The organism is Kitasatospora albolonga (assembly GCA_002082585.1).
Classification (GTDB): Bacteria; Actinomycetota; Actinomycetes; order Streptomycetales; family Streptomycetaceae; genus Streptomyces; species Streptomyces stephensoniae.
This window is the reverse complement of the sequence record CP020563.1, coordinates 621986-646476: the sequence shown is the minus strand read 5'-3', so window position 1 is coordinate 646476 and position 24491 is coordinate 621986. Positions and strand designations below refer to the sequence as shown.

The 24491-nt window shown below is 69.9% G+C and carries 14 protein-coding genes and 2 pseudogenes; 5 read left to right on the top strand and 11 right to left on the bottom strand.

The features are described from left to right. Positions 1–10: 10 nt before the first annotated feature. From B7C62_02645 to B7C62_02625, 5 genes are all read right to left on the bottom strand, one after another. Positions 11–1123 carry a pyridine nucleotide-disulfide oxidoreductase gene (locus B7C62_02645; GenBank protein ARF71274.1) on the bottom strand — a complete coding sequence of 371 codons (1113 nt, stop codon included), beginning with the start codon at positions 1121–1123 and terminating at the stop codon, positions 11–13. A 62-nt stretch (positions 1124–1185) separates the two neighbouring features. Then, complete coding sequence (locus B7C62_02640) at positions 1186–2397, bottom strand: alkanesulfonate monooxygenase (GenBank protein ARF71273.1); 1212 nt, start codon at positions 2395–2397, stop codon at positions 1186–1188. After that, positions 2394–3425: an ABC transporter substrate-binding protein gene (locus tag B7C62_02635; GenBank protein ID ARF71272.1), complete on the bottom strand. Its 1032-nt coding sequence runs from the start codon at positions 3423–3425 to the stop codon at positions 2394–2396. Before B7C62_02635 ends, B7C62_02640 begins: the two co-directional genes overlap by 4 nt. Before the next feature lie 66 nt (positions 3426–3491). Then, positions 3492–4373, bottom strand: a complete 882-nt coding sequence (locus B7C62_02630; protein ARF71271.1) for a sulfonate ABC transporter ATP-binding protein — start codon at positions 4371–4373, stop codon at positions 3492–3494. Further along, positions 4346–5206: an ABC transporter permease gene (locus B7C62_02625; protein ARF76952.1), complete on the bottom strand. Its 861-nt coding sequence runs from the start codon at positions 5204–5206 to the stop codon at positions 4346–4348. The genes B7C62_02630 and B7C62_02625 overlap by 28 nt, the downstream gene beginning before the upstream one ends. A gap of 476 nt (positions 5207–5682) precedes the next feature. Between B7C62_02625 and B7C62_02620 the strand changes: the two genes are divergently transcribed. Then, complete coding sequence (locus tag B7C62_02620; GenBank protein ID ARF71270.1) at positions 5683–6108, top strand: hypothetical protein; 426 nt, start codon at positions 5683–5685, stop codon at positions 6106–6108. A gap of 447 nt (positions 6109–6555) precedes the next feature. Here the strand turns inward: B7C62_02620 and B7C62_02615 are convergent, their stop codons facing one another. The 4 genes and pseudogenes from B7C62_02615 to B7C62_02600 form a co-directional block, all read right to left on the bottom strand. Next, on the bottom strand, positions 6556–7038 hold the full coding sequence (locus tag B7C62_02615) for a hypothetical protein (GenBank protein ARF71269.1): 483 nt from the start codon (positions 7036–7038) through the stop codon (positions 6556–6558). After that, positions 7026–11736: pseudogene (locus tag B7C62_02610) on the bottom strand (type IV secretion protein Rhs). Before B7C62_02610 ends, B7C62_02615 begins: the two are co-directional and overlap by 13 nt. A 2-nt stretch (positions 11737–11738) precedes the next feature. Next, positions 11739–12402: pseudogene (locus tag B7C62_02605) on the bottom strand (hypothetical protein). Then, on the bottom strand, positions 12392–12727 hold the full coding sequence (locus B7C62_02600) for a hypothetical protein (protein ARF71268.1): 336 nt from the start codon (positions 12725–12727) through the stop codon (positions 12392–12394). Before B7C62_02600 ends, B7C62_02605 begins: the two are co-directional and overlap by 11 nt. A gap of 637 nt (positions 12728–13364) precedes the next feature. On the opposite strand from B7C62_02600, the gene B7C62_02595 reads away from it, so the two are divergent. The 3 genes from B7C62_02595 to B7C62_02585 all read left to right on the top strand — a co-directional run bounded on the left by B7C62_02595 (position 13365) and on the right by B7C62_02585 (position 22542). After that, a complete protein-coding gene (locus B7C62_02595) occupies positions 13365–14153 on the top strand; it encodes a hypothetical protein (GenBank protein ARF71267.1) in 789 nt (262 codons plus the stop codon). A gap of 76 nt (positions 14154–14229) precedes the next feature. Further along, positions 14230–17322 (top strand): hypothetical protein, encoded by a 3093-nt coding sequence (locus B7C62_02590; GenBank protein ID ARF71266.1) that lies wholly within the window; start codon positions 14230–14232, stop codon positions 17320–17322. A 780-nt stretch (positions 17323–18102) separates the two neighbouring features. Continuing rightward, positions 18103–22542, top strand: coding sequence for a hypothetical protein (locus B7C62_02585; protein ARF71265.1), 4440 nt, complete (start codon positions 18103–18105; stop codon positions 22540–22542). A gap of 150 nt (positions 22543–22692) precedes the next feature. Here the strand turns inward: B7C62_02585 and B7C62_02580 are convergent, their stop codons facing one another. Continuing rightward, positions 22693–22872: a hypothetical protein gene (locus tag B7C62_02580; protein ARF71264.1), complete on the bottom strand. Its 180-nt coding sequence runs from the start codon at positions 22870–22872 to the stop codon at positions 22693–22695. A 61-nt stretch (positions 22873–22933) separates the two neighbouring features. Here B7C62_02580 and B7C62_02575 point away from each other — a divergent pair, with 61 nt between their 5' ends. Further along, a complete protein-coding gene (locus B7C62_02575) occupies positions 22934–23596 on the top strand; it encodes a DNA-binding response regulator (GenBank protein ID ARF71263.1) in 663 nt (220 codons plus the stop codon). A gap of 116 nt (positions 23597–23712) precedes the next feature. Here B7C62_02575 and B7C62_02570 read toward each other — a convergent pair whose 3' ends face one another. Then, complete coding sequence (locus B7C62_02570; protein ID ARF71262.1) at positions 23713–24306, bottom strand: hypothetical protein; 594 nt, start codon at positions 24304–24306, stop codon at positions 23713–23715. Positions 24307–24491 lie beyond the last annotated feature (185 nt).

Below are 24491 nucleotides of genomic sequence, written 5' to 3'. Positions count from 1 at the left end.
GCGGCGCGCGTCAGACGACCGCCGCGGCCTTCTCCTCGACGTTCCGCCGGCCGTCCCCGCTCTTGAGCAGCCGCAGCACCGACCGGACGGCGGCGCGCCCCGCCCGGTTGGCGCCGATGGTGCTGGCGGACGGCCCGTACCCGACCAGGTGGACGCGTCCGTCCCGTACGGCACGGGTGTTCTCGGCCCGGATGCCACCGCCCGGCTCACGCAGCTTCAGCGGGGCCAGGTGGTCCACGGCGGGCCGGAAGCCGGTCGCCCAGAGGATCACGTCCGCCTCGACCGTGCGGCCGTCGTCCCAGGCCACCCCAGTCGGCGTGATCCGGTCGAACATCGGCAGCCGGTCGAGCAGCCCCTGCTCACGGGCGCGCCGCACGGCGTCGTTGACCGGCAGCCCGGTCACGCTGACCACGCTCTGCGGCGGCAGCCCGTTGCGCACCCGCTCGTCGACCATCGCCACGGCGGCCCGCCCCCACTCCTCGGTGAACGGCCCCTCGCGGAAGACCGGCTCGCGCCGGGTCACCCAGAAGGTCTCGGCGGCGTACTCCGCGATCTCCATCAGATGCTGCGTACCGGAGGCACCGCCCCCGACCACGACGACGCGCAGCCCCGCGAACTCCTCCGGCCCCGGATAGTTCACCGTGTGCAGCTGCCGCCCCCGGAACGTCTCCTGCCCCGGGTAGCGCGGCCAGAACGGCCGGTCCCAGGTGCCGGTCGCGTTGATCAGCGCGCGCGGGGCGTACGCCCCCTCGGACGTCTCCACGAGCAGCCGCCCGCCGCTCCCCTCCCGTACGGCGCTGACCTCGACGGGCCGGTGGACCCGCAGGCCGAAGCGGTCCTCGTACGCCGTGAAGTACTCGCCGATCACCTCGGACGAGGGCCGGTCGGGGTCCGCGCCGGTCAGCTCCATGCCCGGCAGCGCGTGCATCCCGTGGACCTTGCCGTACGTCAGCGAGGGCCAGCGGAACTGCCAGGCGCCGCCCGGCCGGGGCGCGTGGTCCAGCACCACGAAGTCGCGGTCCGGTTCCAGACCGACGCGGCTCAGGTGGTGGGCGGCGGACAGCCCCGCCTGCCCGGCGCCGATGACGACCACGTCCAGTTCACGCACCCCATTAATGTTCACGTTTCTACTAACTCGCGGGGCGCCCGGGATCTTCCCGGGCGCCCCGCTCATATGGCCCGGGCTCAGCGCCCGCCCGCGACCAGCAACGGCACTCCACCGGACCCCGGAGCCGCGCGGCCGTCCCCGTGGCCCGGCGCCCCCAGCAACGGAGAGGCGGGCACGGTCGACAGCAGCCCGCGCCGGGCCAGCTCGGGCGTCACGCCCTCGCCGAACCAGTACGCCTCCTCCAGATGCGGATAGCCCGAGAGCACGAAGTGCTCCACCCCCAGCGCGTGGTACTCCTCGATCCGGTCCGCCACCTCGGCGTGGCTGCCCACCAGCGCGGTCCCGGCCCCGCCCCGCACCAGGCCGACGCCCGCCCAGAGGTTCGGCGCGATCTCCAGCTTCTCCCGCGAACCGCCGTGCAGCGCCAGCATCCGCTGCTGCCCGACCGACTCGCTCCGCCCCAGCGCCTGCTGCGCCGCCGCGATCGTGTCCGCGTCCAGGCCGCCCAGCAGCCGGTCGGCGGTGGCCCACGCCTCGGCCGACGAATCCCGCGAAATGGTGTGCAGCCGGATACCGAACCGGACCGTACGCCCCTGCTCCTCGGCCAGTCCGCGAATCCAGTCGATCTTCTCCTTCACCGCCGCCGGCGGCTCGCCCCAGGTCAGATAGACATCGGCATGGGCCGCTGCCACCGGACCGGCGGCGGCCGACGACCCGCCGAAGAAGACCTCCGGCAGCGGGTCCGGCGGCAGCGCGGTCAGCCCGCCCTCCACCTGGTAGTGCTCACCGTCGAAGTCGTACGGCTGCCCGCTCCACGCACCCCGCACCACCGACAGGAACTCCGCCGTGCGCGCGTAACGCCGGTCGTGGTCCAAGTGGTCCCCGAACCGCCGCTGTTCGGTCGAATCGCCCCCGGTCACCACGTTGAGCAGCAGCCGCCCCCGGGTGATCCGCTGATAGGTGGCGGCCATCTGGGCGGCGAGCACCGGCGAGATGACCCCCGGCCGGAACGCCACCAGGAACTTCAGCCGCTCGGTGTGCTGAGCGAGCGCCACCGTGGTCAGCCAGGCGTCCTCGCACCACGTACCGGTCGGCGTCAACACGGCCTCGAAACCCAGCTGTTCGGCCGCCTTGGCGATCTGCGCCAGATACTCGATGTCCGGCGCGCGCACCCCGCTCACCGGGGTGATCCGGTCGCGCCTGATCCCGCCGTCGGTGTACGCGTGCCGGTCCACGAGCGTCCGGCCGTCACCTCCGGTGGGCAGGAACCAGTGCAGATGTACGTTCACGACGAGACCTTTCCGTACGAGCGGGGTGCGGTGGTGGAGGCGGGAAGATCCCGGTTGAAGCGGGTGTCGACGTAGTCCTCGAAGTCGAACTTCCTCGGGATCAGCTTGAGTTCGGCGAAGGTGTCGGCGATCTCCTGCTCGGAGGCGATGGCGGCTTCGTCGATCGCCACGGGGACGCGGGTGCCGTAGCTGCGCTTCACGGCGTCCAGCGCCACCTCGTAGGGGAGCCCGGTCTCCTTCGCCCACACCTTGGCCCACTCCTCCGGGTGCTCGAAGACCCAGTTCTGCGCCCGCTCCAGCCGGACGAGCAGATCACCGATGGCCTTCGACTTCTGCTGGTCCTTGAGCGAGGCGGGCGAAGCGACCTGGAAACCGAGGCCGTTGACCACCCCCTCACCGGTGGTCAGCACCCGGGCGTTCCCGGCCCGCAGGATCTGCGAGGTGTACGGGTCCCAGATCGCCCACGCGTCGACCTTCCCCCGGCTGAACGCGGCGAGCGCGTCGGCCGGTTGCAGATAGTTGAGCTTCACGTCCGTGATGGAGAGACCGGCCTTCCTGAGCGAGGCGACCAGCTGGAAGTGGGCCGAACTGCCCTGCGCCACGGCGATGGAGCTGCCCTTGAGCTGCTCGGGCTTCCTGAGCGGCGAGTCCTTCGGTACGACGATGGCCTCACCGGCCGACGAACCGTGACTGGCGCCCACGACGACGATGTTCGAGTCCGACCCGGCGGCGAAGACGGGCGGCGTGTTGCCCACGCCCCCGATGTCCACGGCCCCCGCGCTCACGGCCTCCAGCAGCGGTGGGCCGGAGGTGAAGGTGGACCACTTGATGCGGTAGTCGAGGTCGTCGAGCTCTCCGGAGGCCCGCAGGATGGCCTCGTAACCCCCCTTCTGGTCACCGATGTTGAGCGTGACGCTGCCCTTTCCGTCGGTGCTGCTCCCCGCCCCCGCGGACGAGGCACCACCGCCGCAGGCGGCGAGGAGCAGGGTGAGCGGGAGGAGCAGGGCGGGCAGGGTACGGCGTTTCATGGTGGTTCTCCGTGACGGGGAAGGCGAGCAGGGGACAGGTCTTCGTAAAGACCCGGGGGTACGAGGTCAGAGGGCCTTGGCCGGGGCGGCGGCGGGCGCTTCCGGCTGCGCGTCGGCCAAGGCGCCCTCGACATCACCGCCCCGGAGCTCACGGCTCCCGGCGTCGCCGCCCCGGGCGTCACGGCTCTCAACGTCACCGCCCTCGACGCCCAGTTCGCTGAGCAGCCGCGAGCGCAGGGCGGCGAAACCGGGGGCGCCGACACCGCGCGGGCGGTCCAGGCCGACGGCTGTGTCGTACGCGATCCCGCCCTCCCGCATCACCAGCACCCGGTCCGCCAGCAGCAGGGCCTCGTCCACGTCATGGGTGACCAGCAGGACCGCGCAGCCGCGTCGCTGCCAGAGCTCCGCCACGAGCTGCTGCGCCTTGATCCGGGTCAGGGCGTCCAGCGCGCCGAACGGCTCGTCGAGCAGGAGCAGATCGGGCTCCCGTACCAACGCACGCGCCAGAGAAGCGCGTTGGGCCTCGCCGCCGGAGAGTGTCTTGGGCCAGGCACCGGCCCGGTCGGTCAGCCCGACCTCGGCCAACGCCTTCTCCGCCAGGGCCCGTTCGGGTTTCCCCGGCAGCCCCAGCAGAACGTTGCGCCAGACCCGCTTCCAGGGCATCAGGCGCGGCGCCTGGAAGGCGACGGCGCGACGCCGGGGCACCAGCACGGTCCCCGCTATCTCCCGGTCCAGCCCGGCCAGCACCCGCAACAGGGTCGACTTGCCGCACCCGCTGCGCCCCAGCAGAGCGGTGAACTCCCCGGCTTTCAAGGTGAGATCGAGCCCGTCGATCACAGCACGCCCGTCGAAGGCCCGGGTGAGCCCTTCGACCCGTACGGCGGCTTCGGACTCCCCGCCGGGGGAGGGGACCGGGGCGGTCACTGGCCGGTGAAGGTCGGTCGCCATTGCAGCAGCAGCCTTTCGAGGGTCCGGACGATGACGTCGGCGGTGAGGCCGAGGAAGGCGTACACGACGAGGCAGACCACGATCACGTCGGTCCGGAAGAACTCCCGGGCCTGGTTCATCAGGAACCCGATCCCGGCGTCGGCGTTGATGGACTCGCCGAAGACGAGCGCGAGCCAGGCGGTGGCGAGGGAGTAGCGCAGCCCGGTCATCGCCCCGGGCAACGCCCCCGGCAGCACCACATGACGGATGAGCCCCCATCGATTGAGCCCCAACGACTCACCGGCCTCGATGAGTTGGGCGTCCACGCCGCGAATCCCCGCGTACACGTTCAGATACAGATGGAAGGCGACGCCGAGCGCGATGAGCGCGACCTTCGGAGCCTCACCGATCCCGAGCCAGATGATGAACAGCGGGATCAGCCCCACCCAGGGGACCGTGCGCAGCATCTGTACGGTCGCGTCGACCAGGTCCTCACCGAGCCGCGAGAGCCCCGAGACCAGCGCGAGCGCCGTCCCGACGACCCCGCCGAGCACCAGCCCCACGGCCACCCGCTGGAGCGACACGCCCATGGCGGCCGGAAGGGTCCCGTCGGCGATCAGATCGCCCCCGGCACGGGCGATGGTTCCCGGCGACGCGAGCACGTCCGGGTGCAGGACCCCCGTGGCGCTGAACACCTGCCAGAGCGCGAGCAGCAGCAACGGCCCCACGGTACGCCGCAGCCACCGGGGCACGGACCGCAGCCGCGCCCGGCGTACGGACGCGGGGACGATCGGCTCCAGATCGGGGGCCGTACGGCCGACGGGGGCCGGGGTCTTCTCCGGAGTCGCGGACAGGTCGGGCGGTGCGTGGCTGATGGTCACGAGGACTCCACAGGAGGTCGTACGGAGGCGGCGAACGAGGCCGTTGGTATGCCGGGGCCGCACCCGGCACCCCGAAAACGTCAGAAAGCATCAGGAAGCGACAGAAGCGATAGGAGACGTCACGAGAACCGGCAGACCAGAGGCGGGGCGCCCCGACTGTCGGCAGGGCGAAGCGGCACGCAGGAGCACGTGCGCGAGGGCAGGGCGCAGCCGATGGGCCGGAACCGGATGAAGGCTCCGGTCAGGAGGGGCGCGAAAGGCGCTGAGGGAACGTCAGCAGCCGCGACAACACGCGGCGGATGCCACCCGCAGCAGGTCGATGTGACCGCGCGAGGTGAGCAGAGCTGATCGGAACATGGCGATGAACGTAGTCATCCGGTCAGGACACGGTCAATGGTGTCTCGGAGCGTGGACGTGCCATCTCGCCTCCCGGAAGAGAAGATGGCGGCATGTCCGATTCCTTCACCACCACTGTCCTGAACATCACCACGGGTACGGCGGAGACCGTCACGGACCTGACGCGGGAGTGCGAGGAGTTCCTCACCCGCGCGGCATCCGGCCGTGACGGCCTGCTCAACATCTTCGTCCCCCACGCCACAGCGGGCATCGCCGTCCTGGAGACGGGCGCGGGCAGCGACGACGACCTCCTGACCGCCCTCCACCACCTGCTCCCGGCGGACGACCGCTGGCAACACCGCCACGGCAGCCCGGGCCACGGCCGCGACCACGTACTCCCCGCTCTCGTACCGCCCCACGCGACCCTGCCGGTGATCGGGGGCCAACTGGAGCTGGGGACCTGGCAGTCGGTGTGCCTGGTGGACACGAACAAGGACAACCCGGAGCGGCGGGTGCGGTTGAGCTTCCTCGGTCACTGAGCCGCTCTGCTGCGACCGCAGAGGGAATCTCCGGCCCTATCAACGGAGAGCACCGGGGTCGCCGGGCGGAGCGTCACATCTGGCATCAGGCTCTTCGCCTGCTGGTAGTGCACAACGCACATGGCCTCTGCCCTTGCGAATGCTGGCTATCAAGCAGGGGGGGGCGAGCTCTGGCCTAGGGATGGTCCGGATCTTCATCGTCAACTGGCGATGTCGGAGCACCGTGGCCCTGGAGCTTGCCCGGCTCGGAACGGTGAACGACGCGACCGTGATCGCCGCCGCGAAGGAGCCCCACAGCCGCCCGTCGGTCCGCGAACACAGCCGACCGCACTCGCGGCCGTGCCGGTAGGCGGGCACGGCCGCGAAGGCGAGGCGCTCAACCCCTCCCTGCGCACCGGAGGGAGCCTGGGCCCTCGGTGGGAGTACGGCACCCTGGCGCGGGCCGGGTCACGCGGTGCCGGGCTCCTCCAGTGCCACGATCACCATCACCGGAAGGTCGGCGTCCTGCTGGACCACGCCGGCGGTCAAGGTCCGGCCGTCGAGGGTCCACTTCTTCACCCGGACGAACTCCTCCTTGTCGGCGTCCGTCTGCTCGGCCTCGACCAGGTGACCGGTGAGAGGTGATTCCTCGATCTCCGGCAGGAAGGCGGCCAGCGCCTGCTCCCCCTGCTCGTAGACGGCCTCCACGTCGTCGAAATAGCCCGACTCGTCCACGTCGCGGATCCAGACGGCGAACGAGACGCTGACCGCCCCACCGCTGAACCTCTGGACCCAGGCCCCGACGCCGTCCTTGTCCCATGACGTCTCCACGCCGTCACGGAGCTTGCCCCCGGGCGTCCACTCCTGGGCCGAGAACCGCGCCGCCGCACCTTCGACGGTCAGCGGGGCGAGGCTCCTCAGCTCTTCCAGCATTGCGATCACTGCAGCCATGAACTCATTCCACTCATGCACGTGATACGCCTTCAGCTGCCCGCTGGCGTATGCCTCAGGGAATGCCTTGGCCAGCACTTCGTTCACATGCGCGGCGCCCCATTCATTGGACACCATATAGCGGACGCCCTTGCCTCCGAGGTCCTCATTGAGGGCGAGCAGCTTGTCTGCCTGGGCGGTGATTCTGCTCTCGTTGTAGTACTTGAAATCGGGGTTGTAGGGGGATTCTCCCACTCGCCGACCTTGTCGCCGCCGGTCCACTTCGCCTCCGTGATCCAGCCGTCCCGCGGGCCGCCGTCGACGTGTACTTCCCGGCCGTCGGGCAGGACCCACTGTTGCTCGTAGCTCTGGTCGGTGACGAGCCGCTGGTACCGGTACGACGGGCGCTCGAGCAGCTTGTCCGTCAGCCAGCCCAAACCTTTGAACTTCGAGTAGGGCGAGAGGCCGAGTGGGTCGCAGACGGTGAACGGGTTGTGCACATAGGCGACAGGATTCGGTGCGGGGCCGAGGCCGAGAGGGTCCGGGGAGGTGTAGCGACCGGTCTCCGGGTCATAGTGGCGGAAGAGGTTGTAGTGGAGGCCGGTTTCCGGGTCGTAGTACTGGCCGGGGAAGCGCAGCGGGGTGTAGGCGGTGCTGGAGCGGGCCCAGGCGGTGGTGCCCCAGAGGGCGCTCCTGGCACGCCAGACGATCTCGCCGGATTCGTCGACGAGCTCGGTGGGCGTTCCCACGAGGTCGGTGGCAATGGCGAAGAACCGGCGGTCGATCTCTTCCTGACGGCTGTCCGGGCTGAGGAGGCGTTCCGTCTGGGACAGCGGTACCAGGCCACGATGGTCCCAGGTGAGAGCAACCACATGGGGAAGACCCGGTGCGTGGACCGTCTGTTCGCACAGGGTCATACCGTCCCAGGTGAAGCGGATTTCCTCCGCGATGCCCTGCCCGTCGTCGGTGAGGCGCTGTTTGGCGGTGCGGCGGCCCAGAGGGTCGTGGAGATAGCGCCAGCGGGTGCCGTCGGGAGTGACGACGGCGGCGAGACGGTCCTCGACGTCCCATTCGTAGTGCCAGGTGTCGGGCCTGCGCGACAGGCGGGCTCTCCGGCGCAGGGTCACACGGCCGAGGGCGTCGTGTTCGAAGCGAACGTTACCGGCCCTGGTCACGGAGGTCCCGCTGTAGACGCGGGGACCGGTGGCTTCGTGGCCGGGATGGGAGTCGGGCCAGGAAGCCGTCGTCTGATTGCCGGCGGCGTCGTAGGTGTAGCGCTCGGTCCATCCCTCGGCGTGGACAGCGTTGACCCGGCCGGTCGGGTCCAGATCGAAGGTGCGTGAGCCTGACAGATCGTCGGTCATGGACCTGAGGTGGCCGTCGGCACGGTGTGTGTAGTGACGGCGGTTGAGGGAACGGCCCTCGGCCGTCAGGTGCTGGGCACTGATCCTGCCTGCCTCGTCCCAGGCGGAGGCCAGGGTGAGAGATCCGCCGAAGACACGCTCGAGTTCCCGGCCGGCCGCGTCGTGGGTGAAGGCGATCTCATGGCCGCCGCTGGTCATACGGGCGGCACGGCCGGCGTTGTCGTAGGCGTACTCGGTGATCGCGCCGGTCGGAGTGATGCGGCGAGCCCGGCGGCCCAGGATGTCGTAGGTGTAGTTCATGGCGCGGCCGTCGATGAGTTCGGTCTTGGTTCGGCCACGCCGGTCGTACACGTAGACGATCTCGCTGTCCGGTCCGGCCACGTGCGACAGGCGCCCGGCCCGGTCGTACACGTAGGTGGTGACCCTGCCCGCCACGTCCTTGCGGACCGCTTGGCCGAGCTGGTCGTAGGTGTAGGACACGGTCCGGCCCAGTGCGTCGGACCGGGCGATGAGCTGCCCCGCGGCGTTGTGCCGGTAGGTGAGGGTGCGGCCGTCGAAGTCCGTCTCGGAAGTGAGCCGGCCGGCGGCGTCGTACGTGTAGGACCAGCTGCAGTGCGGGCCGGTGACCCGGGTGAGCCGCAGGTCCGCGTCGTACTCGAAGGTGTGGGACGTGCCGTCGGGACCGGTGCGCATGGTGAGCAGGTCGAAGTGTGTGTAAGTGAAGCGGGATATGCCGCCGGCCGGGCCGGTGTGGCTGAGGGGGTTCCCCTCACCGTCGTACGTCCACGACTCGGTGGAACCGTCCGGGGCCACACGGCGGGCGAGATTGCCGTCCTCGTCCAGGACGGCCCGGGTGACGTTGCCCACCGGGTCGATGGTCCGCACGACCCGGCCCAGAGCGTCGCGTTCCAGGCGGGTGGTGCCACCGACCGGATCGGTCACCGCGATCGGCAGCCCCGCCGCGTCGCAGACCACGGTGGTGGTGGCGCCGAGGGCGTCGGTGACGGTGGTCAGCCTGCCCCGGCCGTCGTAGGCGTAGCGGGTGGTGGCCCCAGCCGGGTCGACGACGGCGGTGCGGTTGCCTTGGTCGTCGAATTCCTGCAGCCAGCGGGCACCGTCCGGCCCCCGGAACTCTGTGGGCAGCCCCGACGGGTCGCGCACGGTGCGCAGTTCACTTCCGTCGGGGCGGGTGACGGCGAGCAGGCGGCCGTCCTCGTCGTGGGTGAAGGCGGTGGTAAGGCCCAGAGGATCGGTGCGGGTCAGGGTGTTGCCGCGGGCGTCATGGGTGAAGCGGGTGGTGTGACCGAGCGGATCGGTGGTGGCCACCACCTGGCAGCGGCGATCGATCTGGTGCCGGGTCGTGCGTCCGTCGGCAGTGGTGAGGCTGGTGGTACGGAGGCCGGTGTCCGGGTCCGGGTCCGTGTAGGTGAGAGTGATCTGGATGTGGCCGGCCCGACCGCCTTCGGCGACGACGCGGCGGCGTTCGTCGTGAAGGAAAGTGGTGGTCGCGCCGGACGGCCGGACGACGGTGGTGAGGTTTCCGTCCTTGTAGCCGTAGCCCATCAGGGGCAGGGCGGACCCGTCCTCACCCGCTCCCGCCAGGGACAGGGCCGTGACTCTGCCGTCGGTCACCGTGACGGTGACCCGACGACCTGCCGAACAGGTCAGGGCGAGCGGCGTGCCGTTCTCGCCTCGTTCCACGGCCCACCAGTTGCCGTGGCGGTCTTCGACCCGGTCCAGCCAGGCATCGCCGTCCTCGCCCGGTTCGCTGTCCGCCGGGGCGGTGAAGTGCCGGACCAGGCCCGTGCCGGGGTCGGTGACCGTGTAGTCGCCGCTCACTTCACGGGCCAGGAGCGTGCGGGCGGTCCCGGACTCAGGACTGGTCGGGGCACCCGGGGCGGGGTGGGGATAGGGGAACAGCAGCCCGTCGGCGGTGACGTGTACCACGCCGACCGCGTCGATCTCCAGTCGCTCATCGACGGTGGAGGTCCAGGAAGGGCCGAGGAACCGGCCTGCCAACAGGCCGGATTCGGTGCGGCGACCGAAGACCAGCGGCAGGGTGCCGGGCAGCACCAGATCTGTCTGAGGCAGGAACATCCGGCCCGAGGCGAGGTCGACCGAGTCGGTACCGGCGACGACGCGGTGCCCGTCGGGGCGAGTGTGGGCGCCGTCGGGAGCGTTGTCGAGCAGCCTCCGCGCCCGGGACGCCTTGGCCGCGTCCAAGGCGACGCGGACACCCTTGACGACGCCTCCGCCTCCACCGGTGGCCGCGGTCAGCGCCGCGTCGGGCAGCAGTCGGCCGACCCCTTCCGCAGGGTCCTTCATGAAGTCGCTGATCATCTGCTTGCCGGTGCCGACCGGGTCGTTGGCGGTGACCACCAGGCCGGCAGCGAGGCTGGTGACGTACTCGGCGGGGTGGGTGATGTTGTACGCATCCAGCGGATTGATTCCCCGGACGAAGTTCACCAGCCCCGCGGTGCCCTTGATGGCGCCACCGCCGACGTGGCCCTTGATGATCTGCAATTCCCGCAGACCGTCACCCACCTGCTGTGCGTACGAGGGCTTGTCCGGGGCTGTGTCGCGGGCGGCCCGGACCGCGCTCCGGGCGGTCTCCGCGGCGGTGTTCCGCTGCTCGCGAGCCTGGGCGAGGAGTTCCTGCGCGTCCTGCAACAGCGCTTTGCCCGGGTCGTCGAACGTCGGCGCGGGGCAGGGCGGCAGAGTGCCGGGGTTGCGCTGCTCGGGGGCCTGCGCGTTGTAGCGGTCGACGGCCTTGTTGTAGTCGTCGATCCGCTTGCGTGGCCTTCAGCTGCTTCCCGGGATGCCTTGACGCCTTCTTTCCACACGGCGATCGCCGTCTGCGCCTGGTTCTGAGCCCAGGTTACGGTGCCGGCGTACGCCTCCAGGCGGCAGCTGCCTTCTCACAGGCATCGGCACCGGTGAACCACTTCGGTGGCTGGGTGCTCACCGCGGTGCGCAGCGCATCGGCCGCCTCGCCCTTCAGGCGTGAGGAGTCGAGCCCCTTCAATCCGCCGCCGACGTCCTCGAACGCCTTCTGGAAGGAACGCAGTTGCTTTGCCGTGGAGCGGATCTTGCCAGGGCTTCCGTAGACCAGCTTGGTCTTGTCCTCGGTCTGCCCGAGATCCATCTCGTCTGCTTCGGCGCCCATCCGATCAGCCGCCGAACGCGACTGCTCCCGCACCCAGTCCGAACCGGATTCCCAGCCCACGTCGTCCAGCCGGTCCGCCGTCCAGTTCCCGGCGTCCTCGACCCGGTTGCCGGCCCACTCGACACCGTCCTCGATCACGTCCTCGACCGAGTCCGGCGTGATGTCCCTGATGAAGTCCCCGACGCCCAACTTCAGTCGTCCCCAGCCGTGTCCGAATCGCCCTGTCGCTGCGCCTGCTGGGCGCGTTCCTCGGGCGACGGCCCGAACGTGTCGTCCAGTGCCCGGTCCCACTGCTCGTCACCGATGCCGAGGCCGGTCCTGAGCCTCTCCGCCTCGCGACCGCCCTGCCCCTCGGTGAGGACGCTGTGGCCGGTGTCCTTCCAGGTCTGTTCCATGTCCTGGCCGGCCTTCTCGAACGACTCGGAACTCCAGTCCGGGTCCAGGTAGTCGGGTGTGAAGACGTCCTCCCAGTCCTGCTGGGCGATGTCCTCCTGACTGGCGTGGGGGCTGCCGCCCGTCAGGGAGTTGACGCCGATCTTCAGCGAGTCCTGGACATACTGGTCGTGTTCCCACTGGGTGCCCGCCGCCAGCCCGAGACGGGTCGCGAGCCCGCTCGCGTCGCTCACCAGCGCGCACCCCCCACTCCTACCGTTCGCAGAAGTCCTCGAAATCCACCGACAGCCCGTGGTGCCCGGCTTCCATTCCCGTCAGGGCCAGACCCGAGAATCCCTTGCCCATTACGGAGCCCGTGGCGCCGCCGAGGTCGCCGAGCTGGTCGATCGTCGCACCTACGCCCTGGGTGAACTTCGCCACCGACGCCTGATCGAAGGCCAGGTTCGCTTCGTCACCGCCCATGGCTGCGTACCTCCGCCGCGCCGGTGTCGACCGCGACGCCGTCCGGAACGATTCCGGTGACCGGCGGGAAGAACATCGCCCCGTCCTCGTCGGCGATGTCCACAGCGAGCCCGGCGGGTTCGCCCAGGGCCGGTACGACCTCGTCCACGATGCGGGCCCCGAGCAGTGCCGCGTAATCCATGGGCCGATCACCAGGACCATGGTGAACGGCGAAGCGGGCCAGTGCCGTCTCGTCCGTAAACGCGCAGATCCACCGGACACCGCCCGATCGGGCACTCCACAGACCGGGCCCGGCCGACGGGACCAGAAGAACTGCGCGCCGCATCTCACCCACCAAGGCCCTTGGGTCGCCGACTCCCGCCCTCTGCTCGGAAATTCGTCGGGCAAGTGCCGTTCTTCGCTGTTCCATCGGCCCTCCCCAAGCCGGTCAGCCAATGGCATCGTGATATCAGACGGGTCGTTCGGGTCGGGCGGTTCGCTCTCGCCCGTGCGTCCAGCCCAGGTGCCTCATGAGGATGAACACATGAGGCGAACGCCGGTTCTGAGCCGGACCAGGCATCGCATCTGACAGCACGACAGGTCCCGATGGGGCCTCGGCCGACCACCCTGCGAACCTGCACGACCGTCTCCGGTCCTCGTTTGCGGTCCCACGCACCAGGGCTGTCCTGACGGAGTTTCGGTGGACACGGACAGGGGCGGTCCGGAGCGTCGGGTGCGGCTGAGCTTCCTGGGGCGAGGCGTGCCCCCGGGGCGGGTGTCGCGTCACAGTATCCGGAGATCTGTGACGCCACGTCGTATGCCGTGCATCCTTGTTGCTGTACGAAGAGAACGGCGCTTCCGTATCGTTGCGGGGGAGGATTCGCCTGACATCGCTGTTCACTTGATGAACAGCGGGGGCAAAGGACGACACGGGGGTGGTTGTGATGGCTGACGTTGTCGCAGTACATGGCATTTGCGCCAATATGTCGAGCCGTGACGAGATGCACGACTCCTGGCTGGCCGCTCTGCGGGAGGGCCTGCGGAACGTCAGGTTCTCGGAGGCTGAGGACCTCACCGTGGAGTGCGCGTTCTACGGGCACCTGTACAACGACGGAAAGGCCGGTACCGGCTGGCAGTACGTGGTCGGCGACCTGAGGCCGGGCGTCGAGGAGGATCTCCTGGTCGCGCTGGCCGAAGCGGTCGAGGAGCCCTCATACGAGGCGTCGAGCAAGGCGGCATACGCTCCACGGAGTGTGCAGTGGGCGATCCGCGTACTCCAGTCGCGCAAGGTCTTCGGAGGCACGGCCGCCAGGATCATCGGCTTCATCAAGCAGGTGGCCCGCTACCTGCGCGACGACGATTTCAGGAAGGCGGTCCTTGCCGAGTTCAGCACCGCCATGGAGTCACAGCCCCGTCTGATCATCGCCCACTCGCTGGGGAGCGTGGTCGCCTACGACTGGTTGAGGTGCCACGAGGCGACTTCCGCAACGACCTTGATCACCCTCGGCTCCCCGCTGGGCCTGCGCCCGGTGCTGCGCGAACTGCATCCGCTCTGTGACGCCTGTCAGGCTCCCTGGCCCACTGGTATCGCCACCTGGGTCAACATCGCTGCGAAGGAAGACGTCGTAGCCTCGGTCAAGGAGCTTGACGGCCTTTTCGCCGGGAAGATCCATGACCTTCCGGCCTCCAACTCCCGTGGCACCGCACATGATGCGGCCACGTACCTGAAGAACGTCCGGACCGCGCAGGCCGTGAAGGTGGCCCTTGACTGACAGCGGGAGCCACACGGGGTATTTCTGTATTTCCGGGCGCCCCGTATACGGCGGATCGTTCGGCGACCTGGACAAGGTGCCGGAAGAAGTCCGGGCCGTTCGTGCGGGTCTCGGCGCACTCGGCCTGACCGAGTTGTTCCCCGGCACGGACGGCGACGGGGACGCACTGTCCCACACCGACCTGCGGGACTCCCTGTTCACCTGGAGCAAGGGCGCCGCCGGTCATACCGGCGCGCGAACGGCGACCCTTGTCATCTACGCCACGGGCCACGGTTTCAAGCTCAGAACGGACTGGGTGCTGGCGCCGACGGAGTATGAGGCTCCCGACGACCAGCAGAGCACGGATGACCGGGTGGTCACCAAACCGGCTGATCTGATCAGGGCATTGTGGCAGCGTCGAGACCTCGCCCAGGTTCTGCTGATCCTGGACGCGTGCGGTGCCGCCCCCGGTGGCGAGCAGGCTCTGCTGGACACCATCGCGCAGTCGGTCCACCGGACCGACGACGACCAGCTGGACCTGTGGGTCGTGGCGGCGGCCCGGCGGACCGACCAGGCACTGGAAACCGTCTTTTCCCGGGCCCTCACCACCGCGTTGCGCGACGCCGCCGTCCCCTCCACCGATCAGCCGTACCTGGACCTGACCCAGGTGATGGAATCCGTACAGAACGCCCTGAGCCACACCCGTCAGAAGGCGCGGATCGTGGCCGGTCACGGCGAACCTCGCTGCCGGGTGCTGCCCAATCCCCGGTACATGCGGCCCGAACCGCCGACCTGGCTGCCCCCCGGCTGGGGTTGGGCCTCCCGCGGAGTGGTCAACGACGCTTCGCCGGGCTGGTACTTCACCGGCCGTGACGCCGAGCTGCGCACCGTCCTCGATCATCTGACCGGCACCGGGACTGCCCCTGTGCTGTGGCTGTCCGGCTCGCACGGCAGCGGCAAGACCGCGCTGCTGGGCCGTGTCGTCACCACGGCGACCGCCGGCCTGCGCGACGCTCTCCCCACGGTGGCCCGGCACGGCGTCCTGCCGACCGGCGAACTGACCCTGGCCGCGGTCAACGCCAGTGGCCGAACGGCCGACCGGCTTGCTGCCGACATCGCCAGGTCGCTGGGGCTTACCGCCGCGAGCGTCCCCAGCCTGCTGGCCGAGCTCAGGAAGAACGGTTCAGGCTCCGTCCGCAGCATCGTCATCGACCACCTGTACGAGGCCAAGGAGCCCGCCGCCGTACTCACCGAACTGGTCGAGGCACTGGCCACGCTGCCGGCTGTCCGGGTCGTGGTAGGCACCACCCGTCAGCCGACCGACCGGCCCGCACGGCTGATCCTCGATCTGGATGCCCCAGTGCGCCTGGGAGCCTCGTCCGTGGGCGCCTATCTGCGGACTCGACTCGCTTACGGCGGGCAGGTGTCCGACGGTGCCATCGCCACCCTGGAGCAGATCTGCGACGGCTGCTTCGCCGCGGCCGTCGCCGCCGCGGACGTCCTGCTCCGGGAGGGCAGCGGCTCTCTGGAACGTGCCTGCGAGGCCGCCGCCGTCCGGCTCGACGGCCTGCTCCGTCGCACGCTCCAGGAGTTCCTTCCGCAGACCGCCACAGCGGTCGCGGACACCCTGACCGCGCTGTGCTCCTTCGGCAACGACCTGTTCCTCGACGCGCGCACCTGGGCCGCCGTCGCTTCACGTCTGGCCGGCACCTCGGCGTCCGGCCCGCTGTCGGCGTCGGAGCTGGTGTCCTGCCTGTCCGCCTGCGGGCCCCTTCTCGTGTGGCGAGACGCTCCCGGCGGGCAGCCGGTCAAGGGGGACGCGACGGACGTCCAGGGCTTATGGCGACCACGTCACCCACCGCCCGCCGGTGCGCAGGGACCCCGCCGTACCGTGCTGCGTCACCTGCTCGACGAACTCCGCGTGGCCGACTGCGGCTGGGAAGGCGTCCCGCCACACGTGCTGGCCGTCCTCGCCGCCGCCGCGGCCGATCCGACGAGCGGTATGCAGTGCCTCCTGGACGATCCCGACTTCCTGCTCGCACTGCCGGGCCCCACCATGACGCGAATGGTTCGCGCCCTGAGTGCCCCGGACCAGGCCGCCCGTACCGCCGTGTGGAACAGCCAGCCTCGGCGTGGGACACGGCAGCAACGGCGGTTCGCCCTCGCCCTCACGGCTGCCCGTCAGGGCTTGACCGACCTCGCCCGTGCGGCTGGGCCTGTCGTCGTACCCGGCGGATCACTGGAGGTGCTCTGGGCGAACGCGGGAGCCCGTGACCGCCATACGACCACACGTGTGTCGGCGGCCGGGGAACCCGGACCGGGGTCGCTCATCACCGCGCACGACGACGGCACGCTGATCTGGTGGAACGGCGCCGACGGCGAGCAGGTGGCGTCGAGGCCCGGTGTCGGCCCCATCAAGGACCTGCATGCGATCCAGGCCATGGGAAACCCGGCGGAGGCCGGAGTCGGCGCGGATGCCGAGGGGGCCTGCGCGCTGCTCGTTCTCACCGACGGGTCCGTGCTCCGATGCTCACGGGACGCGGCAGATGTCGGCCAGGTGCTGAGGAAAGGGTCCGGCGAGTTCCCCGGGCCTTCCGCGTCCCACCCGGCAGGCATGCTGGCCCTGGCCGATGGCTGTGCCGTCGAGGTGCTGTCCGCCTCCGGCGCCGATCCCGTGCGTGGCGAAGTGTTCCGGAAACCAGTCGTCGCCCTGGCCATGGCCGGCCGGCGGGAGGAACCGGTCGTGTGGGCGGCCACCCTCGACGGAGTGGTCCACCGATGGGCCCCGTACGGGCAGGCCACACCCAAGAGAGTGGCACTGTGCCCGCATCCCGTGCGCCTGACGGCCTCGGCCGACGGCGAGACCGCGGTGATCGTGGACGCCAGTGGCACCTGCACGTTCGTAGGGGGTGCTGCCCCGCTCGTGGGCTCCGTACCACCACTCGGACACTCCGTACGTGCTGCCCTCATGACGGGCGGTTGTTTCGCCGTCGCCGGAGGCGACCGCGGCGGCAGCTGGCTGGACACCTACAGCGCGGTCGACGGGCTCGGCACCCGCTGGCCGCTCGACGGACTGCCGGCCGGAATCTGCTCTCACGGCTCCGGCGGCCTGATCGTGGCCACGTCCGGCGCGCTCGCCCTGCTGCGCGTCCGGACCGGTCAGAGTCCCGTGCCCGGTGGGACGCGGTAACGGCACCAGGAGGCAATCAGGATGGAAACAGCACCACACACCTCGGCTCGTACGCCCGGCAGCGCGTTCGTCCGCGATCGGCTGGCCGGACTCCTTCTGTTGCTGAACCAGGCGGCCGCCCGGACCATCGACGGGCAGGAACTCGCAGATGCCCTAGGGGAGTTCGATCTGGACGACGGTTGGCTCGGCACACTGCTGGACGGGCCGGACGCCGCTGTCTCTCTGCCGGGCTGGCTGACGGTGGCCGAGAACAGTGGGCTCGCCCTCCTCGTCGATGCCTACTTGGACGGCGATGCCCAGCGGGCTGCAGCCGAGTCGCCGGAACTCGACGGCTCAGCGGGGGTACCCGGCCCGTTGCGTCGCGTCATCCACGAGCTGTCCGAGGAAGTACTGGACCAGCTCGCGACATTGTGGGCCCAGGGCCCCGCGGCTTCCCCTCCGGAGGCCGAGGCCGACGAAGCAAGTCCCCGGAGGGCACCGACGCGTGCGGCGGTGTTCGACGTGCCCGGAGGACACCTCGCGATCACCTTGACCGACGGACTGGACGCGACGGGTCCGGCGGGCAGGGTGGAGACCATAGCGTCCGGGAAGATCGCGGAGGTAATGGCAGCCGCAGTGGAACCGGCCGTGGACAGGCTGCTCCCGGCCGGTCCACCGGAGTGGGTCAGGCCCCAGACGTGGGCCGGCCCGCACCTCGTGGCGGCATGGGAAGCGGCAGTGGGGCTCCTCACCGGCTTCGGAGTCGTCGGCCCGGCGGGGAGACCACCCTTGCCGGTCGGCGTGTGGCCCGCCTCGCACTTTGCTGATGACCCCGCGATCGCGCTCGGCTATGCACTCGACATCCTCGCGGAGACCACGGGTCTTCCCCGCCCCGGCATCCTGGCCGTCGGCGCCCGGACGGAGGGTCAGCTCTTCGCGCCGATGCGGTCGACGGAGCTGTCCGGCAGAGTGGAGGCGTTCGGACAGATGGGCATCACCACCGTCCTCGCCCCCACTGAGAGTGGTTGGGTCCTGGCAGGCCCAGGAGACGAGCGAGCATCGCCCGCCGACGTGCCCGCCGAGCCGACCCTGGACGCTGCCGCCACAGCCGTCTGGGGCTCGCGCTGGGTCACCTGGAAGCGCGCTCGCCACGTCGAGGAGCTGGCGCGCCTGGGCTGGGTGCCCGATCCGCTGGAGCCCCGGTCCGGTGACATCCCGATGAGCCAGGTCGGCGAGCTTGTGACATTCTTCCACGGGGAGAAGCCGAAAGAGTCCGGGCCGGACGGCGCGCACCGCAGGGCGAAGGCCACGGTCGGAAAGCAGGCTGTCCCCCGGAAGCGGGCCGCTGACAGCAGGCGCCTGGCCGTGATCGGCGGCGCTGTGCGCAGTGGGAAGACCACCATCACCCGGCTGCTGGCCGAAGAGCTGCGAGGCCAGGGCTGGCAGGTGCAGGCGCTCCGGTCCCGCCGTGGCGAACTGCCCGACCGTGACCCGCTGATCGAAGCCTGCCACCATGCGACCGCTCTGCTGGAGCAGGACGGACCCACCAAGCCCCGCCTTCTGATCCTGGACGGCCTGTTGCCGCTCCAAAGCGGCAACAACGCGGTGGGCGACCTGCTTCCCATGGTGTCGGAATCCGTCCGGGCGAGCGTGCTCGCCGTTCTGGAGTACGACCTCTCCGCCGCCAATGAGTGGAAGACGGACAGCATCGACATCGTTCCGTCCGTTGTGGGCAAGCCGCGCCTCAGGGCCTTTGTCGAGCAGGCGAACCGGGCTCACCCCGGCACTCTCGACCGCCGGGCCGGGCTGGCCGAGATCGAACGGGAGGACGGCACCCGGGACCCCGGAGTGCTCATCAGGCAGATGCGTACCGGCGGGGGCGATGACCCCGTCCTCGCCTGCTTCGACGGGCTGGGTCTTCGCGAACAGGAGGCCGTGGCCCGGGCCGCTGCGACCTCCCTGATTCATGCGGCAGTCCCCGAGGAGACCCTCATCGACCTCACCGAGGATCAACTACAGGTCCTCGGTGTCGAGTTCCTGGCCGGGGAGGGGCTGGCGAGGGTCGGGAGCGTCGAGGACAGCGAGCGGATACTGCGACGAGTGCTGCAGATCGAGGAGGACCCCGAAGAACCCGACCTGGTGCCCCGGGCGGGCGAGCGACGGGTGCGGGAGAAGGTCGTCGAACTGGTGCGGCACCGGGTCGGGACACTGATGCGTGAGGCCCCCCACGAGGTCCTCCTGTGGCTGCTCGGCGCCCGGCTCTACCGAGCCCAGGTGGCGGCCGACCTCCTTGACCTCACCCGTGCCGACGGCGTGCTCCACGACTGGCTCCAACGGGCGCAGGTTGTTGAACTGGCCCGCTGTCTGACGGCGCTCGGCACCTCTCTCGACGAGGCGACGGCCGACGACTTCGTCCTGCAGCTGACGCAGCGGCTCAAGGAAGATCCAGCTCCCCTTCGGCTGCACGACCTGGTGAACGTCATCCGCGGGATCCGGCACGCGATGTCCACCGGCCGACTCGATTTCAACGACGTCGCCTCGTGGCTGAAGGTTCAAGTGAACGCCGCTGTCAGCAGCGGTGAGGGAACCGCTCAGGAACGCCTCCACCTACTCAGCCTGATCGAGTGGTTCCAGAGCGCGGATCTGAACGAGGTCATCGTCAAGCGAGTCGCGGAGGTCGTCACTGACCTGAGCCCCACCCGGGTGGCCGATTACTTCCTGGTGCTGCGAGCCCTGCGGCTGCAGCGCCGGCTATGGCGGCGCGTGGCGGAGGACACCGAGATCCACTACGAGGACGCCGCCGGATACCACCCGGTCGACCGGGAGCCGGGACCCGAACTGCTGGCCGAGTACCGGGTCAAGGCTCAGGACGGATTCGCCGTCATGCTCGCCGGAATGATGTTGCGGCGTCAGGTGGAGCGGACCGAGTGGGCAGAAATGATCGACGAGTACCAGGACCTTCTCCAGCCCGCGCTCGACCACAGCAGTCCCCGCGACGTCATCATCGCGTTGCAGGAGCTGCGGCGGACCTCGGGTATGCACCGCAACGAGATCTTCAAGCGGGCCGTGGACACCAGTTGGGACCGGGGCCGCTATCTGGACGCGCTCCGTGCCCTGCTGCGCCGTGCCTCGCCGATGGAGACCGTCGCTCTTCTGAGGGTGGTACAGAGCCTGCACGCCTGGTGCGCCTGCCTGCTGTTGGCCGCTCCCGCCCGGCGACCGGTGCGCAGTGCTGCCGACCTCGAACCCGACGAGGCGTTCATCAGGAGCCTGGCCCAAGCTGCGAAGAATGACCCCAGGGCTGCGGGGATGCTGCTGTCCGTGACGTCTGCGGTGGAGGACCCCTACCACCAGCACGGCAGGACCTTCGCGCAGCGGCTCGGTGACGCGTTCGGTGAGGAGACCGTGGCCGACTGGCTGCAGACAGACCCACGTCCCTCCGTGAAGTACCACGTGGTGAAAGGCTTGTGGGAGGCGCAGGTCTCGTACCGCGTGAACTGCCTGGACCTGATGGTCGACATCGTCACGCAGACCCTCACCACATCCCGACGGGTGTGGGGTCCCCGGCTTGCCCTGCGACTCGGAGCCGACCCCGAGCTGGGCACGGGTTTCCTGGAGAAACTGCGTGAAAAGGTCGGTATCGGCGATCTCCTGGACGGTATGAGCGTCTGGTATCCCCCGGACGCGCAGGCGGAGTTTCACCGGCTGGCCCGTGCTCTCTACCCTCAAGCCCCCCGCCGGTACGCGCAGACATTCGACGTTCGCGAACTGGCGCAGCGCCTGGCAAACGCGCAGACCATCCCGGTCGCTGAGGCATGCCGGGAGATAGCCCGCACGATGCGGCACACCGACGGTATCTCCGGGGCGGCCCTCCTCCAGAGGACAAGCAAGATCACCGGCCGTCCGGACGTCTGGATGGACCGGCTCAACTCAGTTCGGACCGGTGGGGAGTTCGCGCAGCTGCTGCGTGTCCTCGGTCATGTCGACCGGGGCTTCGTCACCAGGCTGCTCACCAGATACGGCGGACTCACGATGCGCACCGTCCACTCGACGCAGGAGTCACGTCTGGCCTGGCGGACGCGCAGCGAGATGTACCAGAACCCGGTGGCGGCGGCCGGGCTGCTCGCGGCCCTCGAGGACCTGGCGGGCTTGGGGGAGCCCGTCTACCAGGGGCTCACCGGCGACGCGACGCTGATGAGGATCTTCACCGAGGAACTGCAGCTGCTGCAGAACCCGTCCGAGCAGTACACGGCGGCCCTGCACCTCGCGCGGATAGGCGTCGGACCCGGCAGAGCGCTCCACGCGGACTGGACCACGACGACGTACGAGCTGAAGAAGCTCATCATCACCACCGTCTCCAGCCCGCGGGTTATCCGGGACATCCTGAGAACCATGGCCCTGTGGGAGCGGCGCTGGGCGCTCGAACTGGTTCCGAAGATCGACCACAGGAAGCTGGAACGGCGGCTGAGGCTTGCTGTTCTCGCCGATCTGGAACCGGCCATCGGCCTCGCCGCCCTCCTGACCAGCCTTGATGACAATGCCGGGGCGCTGGTGGTGCTCGACGCGCTCAACGAGGTCGGCTGGGCCAAGGTGGTGAAGCACGTCGACCCGCATGTGGGGGTGCTGTTGCTGCGGCTCGCGGTCCGGCTGCAGCCTCAGTGCGCCGGCGCCGTCGCATCGGCCGTCAACGACCGGGTCGTCTCCCTGCTGTCCCAAGAGATCGTCCTGGACGACTCGGCCATGTGGTGGGACGTGGGCCATGCCTGCCATGCCCTGTCGACGTTCGGTTTCGGCGTCCGCAACCTCGGAAGGCCGTCGGCGCGGGAGCCGTTGCTTGCGGACGCCCCATCGGTCTCCCGCGCCCTGAGCCGGCTGCCCGCCACCCCTTGGCGGGACCGTCACCAGATTCTGGCGGTGGACCGTCTTGTCAGCCATCCGCCGCGTTCGCCCCGGGACCTTGCTCTGGGGCTGGTCGGCGCCACAGCGGCCGGTCGACTTGGCGAACTCGTCAAACAGCTCGGTGACCTCAGCCGACTCTTCGACGCGGCCACCAGGGACCTGGCCGACCTGACCGAGTTCGCTGAGTCCCACCCCGACCTCGCTGCGGTGCTCCGCCCGCACCGTGCCTGCTTCGAAACTCATATCCAGGCCGCCACCTCGGTTGCCTCGCTGGACACCCGTCGCCTGCGCCAGAGCACCACACGGCTCTTCTCCGGGAGGACTGCGAACGACGTCGGCTGATTCGCCGGCAGACCGAGCCGGTGAGGGAGCCAGGCTTCCGTACCGTTCAGTCTCAACGGAACCGAGAACTCCCAGTTCCTTGTCATCACGAGAAGGGGGGCGGGGAAATCGCCCGTGAGCTCACGGGCGACTCCTTCCGCTGCTATGGCATCACGTGCGCATCCTGGTGGTGTCCGAGTACACCAGCCGGTTGATCAAGCCGGTCAGGTTGTGGGCGAGGGCACGCCTGTGCGTCGCAGGTGAGAACAACCGGGTACGGGAGGTTGAGCTCGGTTGGCCCTCCCGGCTCCCCGCCCGCTCCACCGCGGTCGGACCGGGCATGATAGCCACGCTGTGCCATCCGTCTTCCCCGCCAATTCCCCACCGCTACCGCTACCGCGCAGGAGACCTAGTGATCCGGGTCCTCATCGCCGATGACGAGCCGCTCATCCGGGCCGGCATCCGGGCGATCCTCACCTCGGCCGCCGACATCGACGTGGTCGCGGAGGCCGCCGACGGCCGGGAGGCGGTGCGGACCGTCCGCGAGACCGCCGTCGATGTCGCGCTGCTGGACATCCAGATGCCCGTGATGGACGGCCTGACGGCCCTCGCGGAGCTGCGCCGGTCCGTGCCCGGTGCACGGGTGCTGATGCTGACGACGTTCGGTGAACGCGACAACGTGCTGCGGGCGCTCGGGCACGGCAGTGCGGGCTTCCTGCTCAAGGACTCCGCGCCCGGTGAACTGATCCAGGCTGTACGGGCGGTGGCCGGGGGGAACGCCTACCTCTCGCCGACGGCCACCCGGCATGTGGTCGACACGATCTCGGCGCCGGAGGCGACCGCCCGCGCGGAGGAGGCCAGACGGCGCCTGGAGAAGCTGACCGCGCGGGAACGCGATGTCCTGGCCCTCCTCGGGGAGGGGCTGTCCAACGCGGACACGGGCAGGCGGCTGCACGCCAGCGAGGCCACCGTGAAGACGTACGTCAGTCGCATCCTGGCCAAACTCGGCTGCGACAACCGGGTGCAGGCGGCGCTGCTCGCCCGGGACGCCGGGCTGCGTCCCGGCGGGGTCTGAACCGGCTGTGGCGGATGTGGTCGCGGGTCCGGGGGTTCCTCTTCTCGCCGACGTCGGACGTCGGACGTCGGACGTCGGACGTCGGACGTCCGATATCCGATGTCCGGCCTCCGATGTCATCGCAGGGCGTCCAGCGCCACGGCCTGGGCGATGGCCAGACGGCGGTCGAGGCCCGCGCTCGCGATGTCCACCAGGTAGCGGTCGCGCAGCCCGAACTTCCGCTCGACCGCCATCCAGCGCTTGTCGCCCTCGGCGAAGTCGAAGTGGCGCGGCCATGCGAACGGTACGAAGTCGGTGCCCGGCAGGAAGTCCCAGACCCGGCGCAGCACGGCCAGCGCCGCGTTGCGCTCCCGCCCGGTGAGCTCGGCGAGTTCCGGCTGATCGAGGACCCAGGTCGAGCGCAGCAGCGAGGTCATGGTCTTCTCACGGAACGAACCGATGGGCCGCCCGTCCTCGTCCCGCACCGTGTAGACCGCGCCCACGTCCATGATCTGGTCGGCCTCGAAGGTGCACAGGACCCACTTCCGGGACTCGTCGGTGTAGATGGTCACCTCTTCCGTGAGGGCCATCGGGGTCTGCCGGGCGAACGCGACGACCTCGCCCGCCGTGCCGTCGGACCGGGCGGCCGTCACCACGTACTCGTTGGTCATCAGGGCCGTCTTCCGGCTCACGACGAACCGGTCGGTCGCCTGCAGGTGCGTGGTCTCCATGGGGTGTCTCCCTCTGCTCGCATCCTCCGCGCCGCCGTCTCTCGGCTGCCGAACCATCGTCGTGACCCGGGCCCCTGCGGAGCAGCCCCGGAAAGTCGCGCCCCGGGACGACCAAAGGCGCTCCCGTGCGTGCTCCCACCGGCACCGGCACACCTGGCCCTGTTCACTTTCGTCGCTCCTGCCTC

Excerpts from the sequence above, each read along its gene's own strand:
- B7C62_02635 (ARF71272.1), bottom strand. The coding sequence starts at position 3,425 with ATGAAACGCCGTACCCTGCCCGCCCTGCTCCTCCCGCTCACCCTGCTC.
- B7C62_02630 (ARF71271.1), bottom strand. The coding sequence starts at position 4,373 with ATGGCGACCGACCTTCACCGGCCAGTGACCGCCCCGGTCCCCTCCCCC.
- B7C62_02620 (ARF71270.1), top strand. The coding sequence starts at position 5,683 with ATGTCCGATTCCTTCACCACCACTGTCCTGAACATCACCACGGGTACG.
- B7C62_02615 (ARF71269.1), bottom strand. The coding sequence starts at position 7,038 with ATGGCTGCAGTGATCGCAATGCTGGAAGAGCTGAGGAGCCTCGCCCCG.
- B7C62_02600 (ARF71268.1), bottom strand. The coding sequence starts at position 12,727 with ATGCGGCGCGCAGTTCTTCTGGTCCCGTCGGCCGGGCCCGGTCTGTGG.
- B7C62_02595 (ARF71267.1), top strand. The coding sequence starts at position 13,365 with ATGTCGAGCCGTGACGAGATGCACGACTCCTGGCTGGCCGCTCTGCGG.
- B7C62_02570 (ARF71262.1), bottom strand. The coding sequence starts at position 24,306 with ATGGAGACCACGCACCTGCAGGCGACCGACCGGTTCGTCGTGAGCCGG.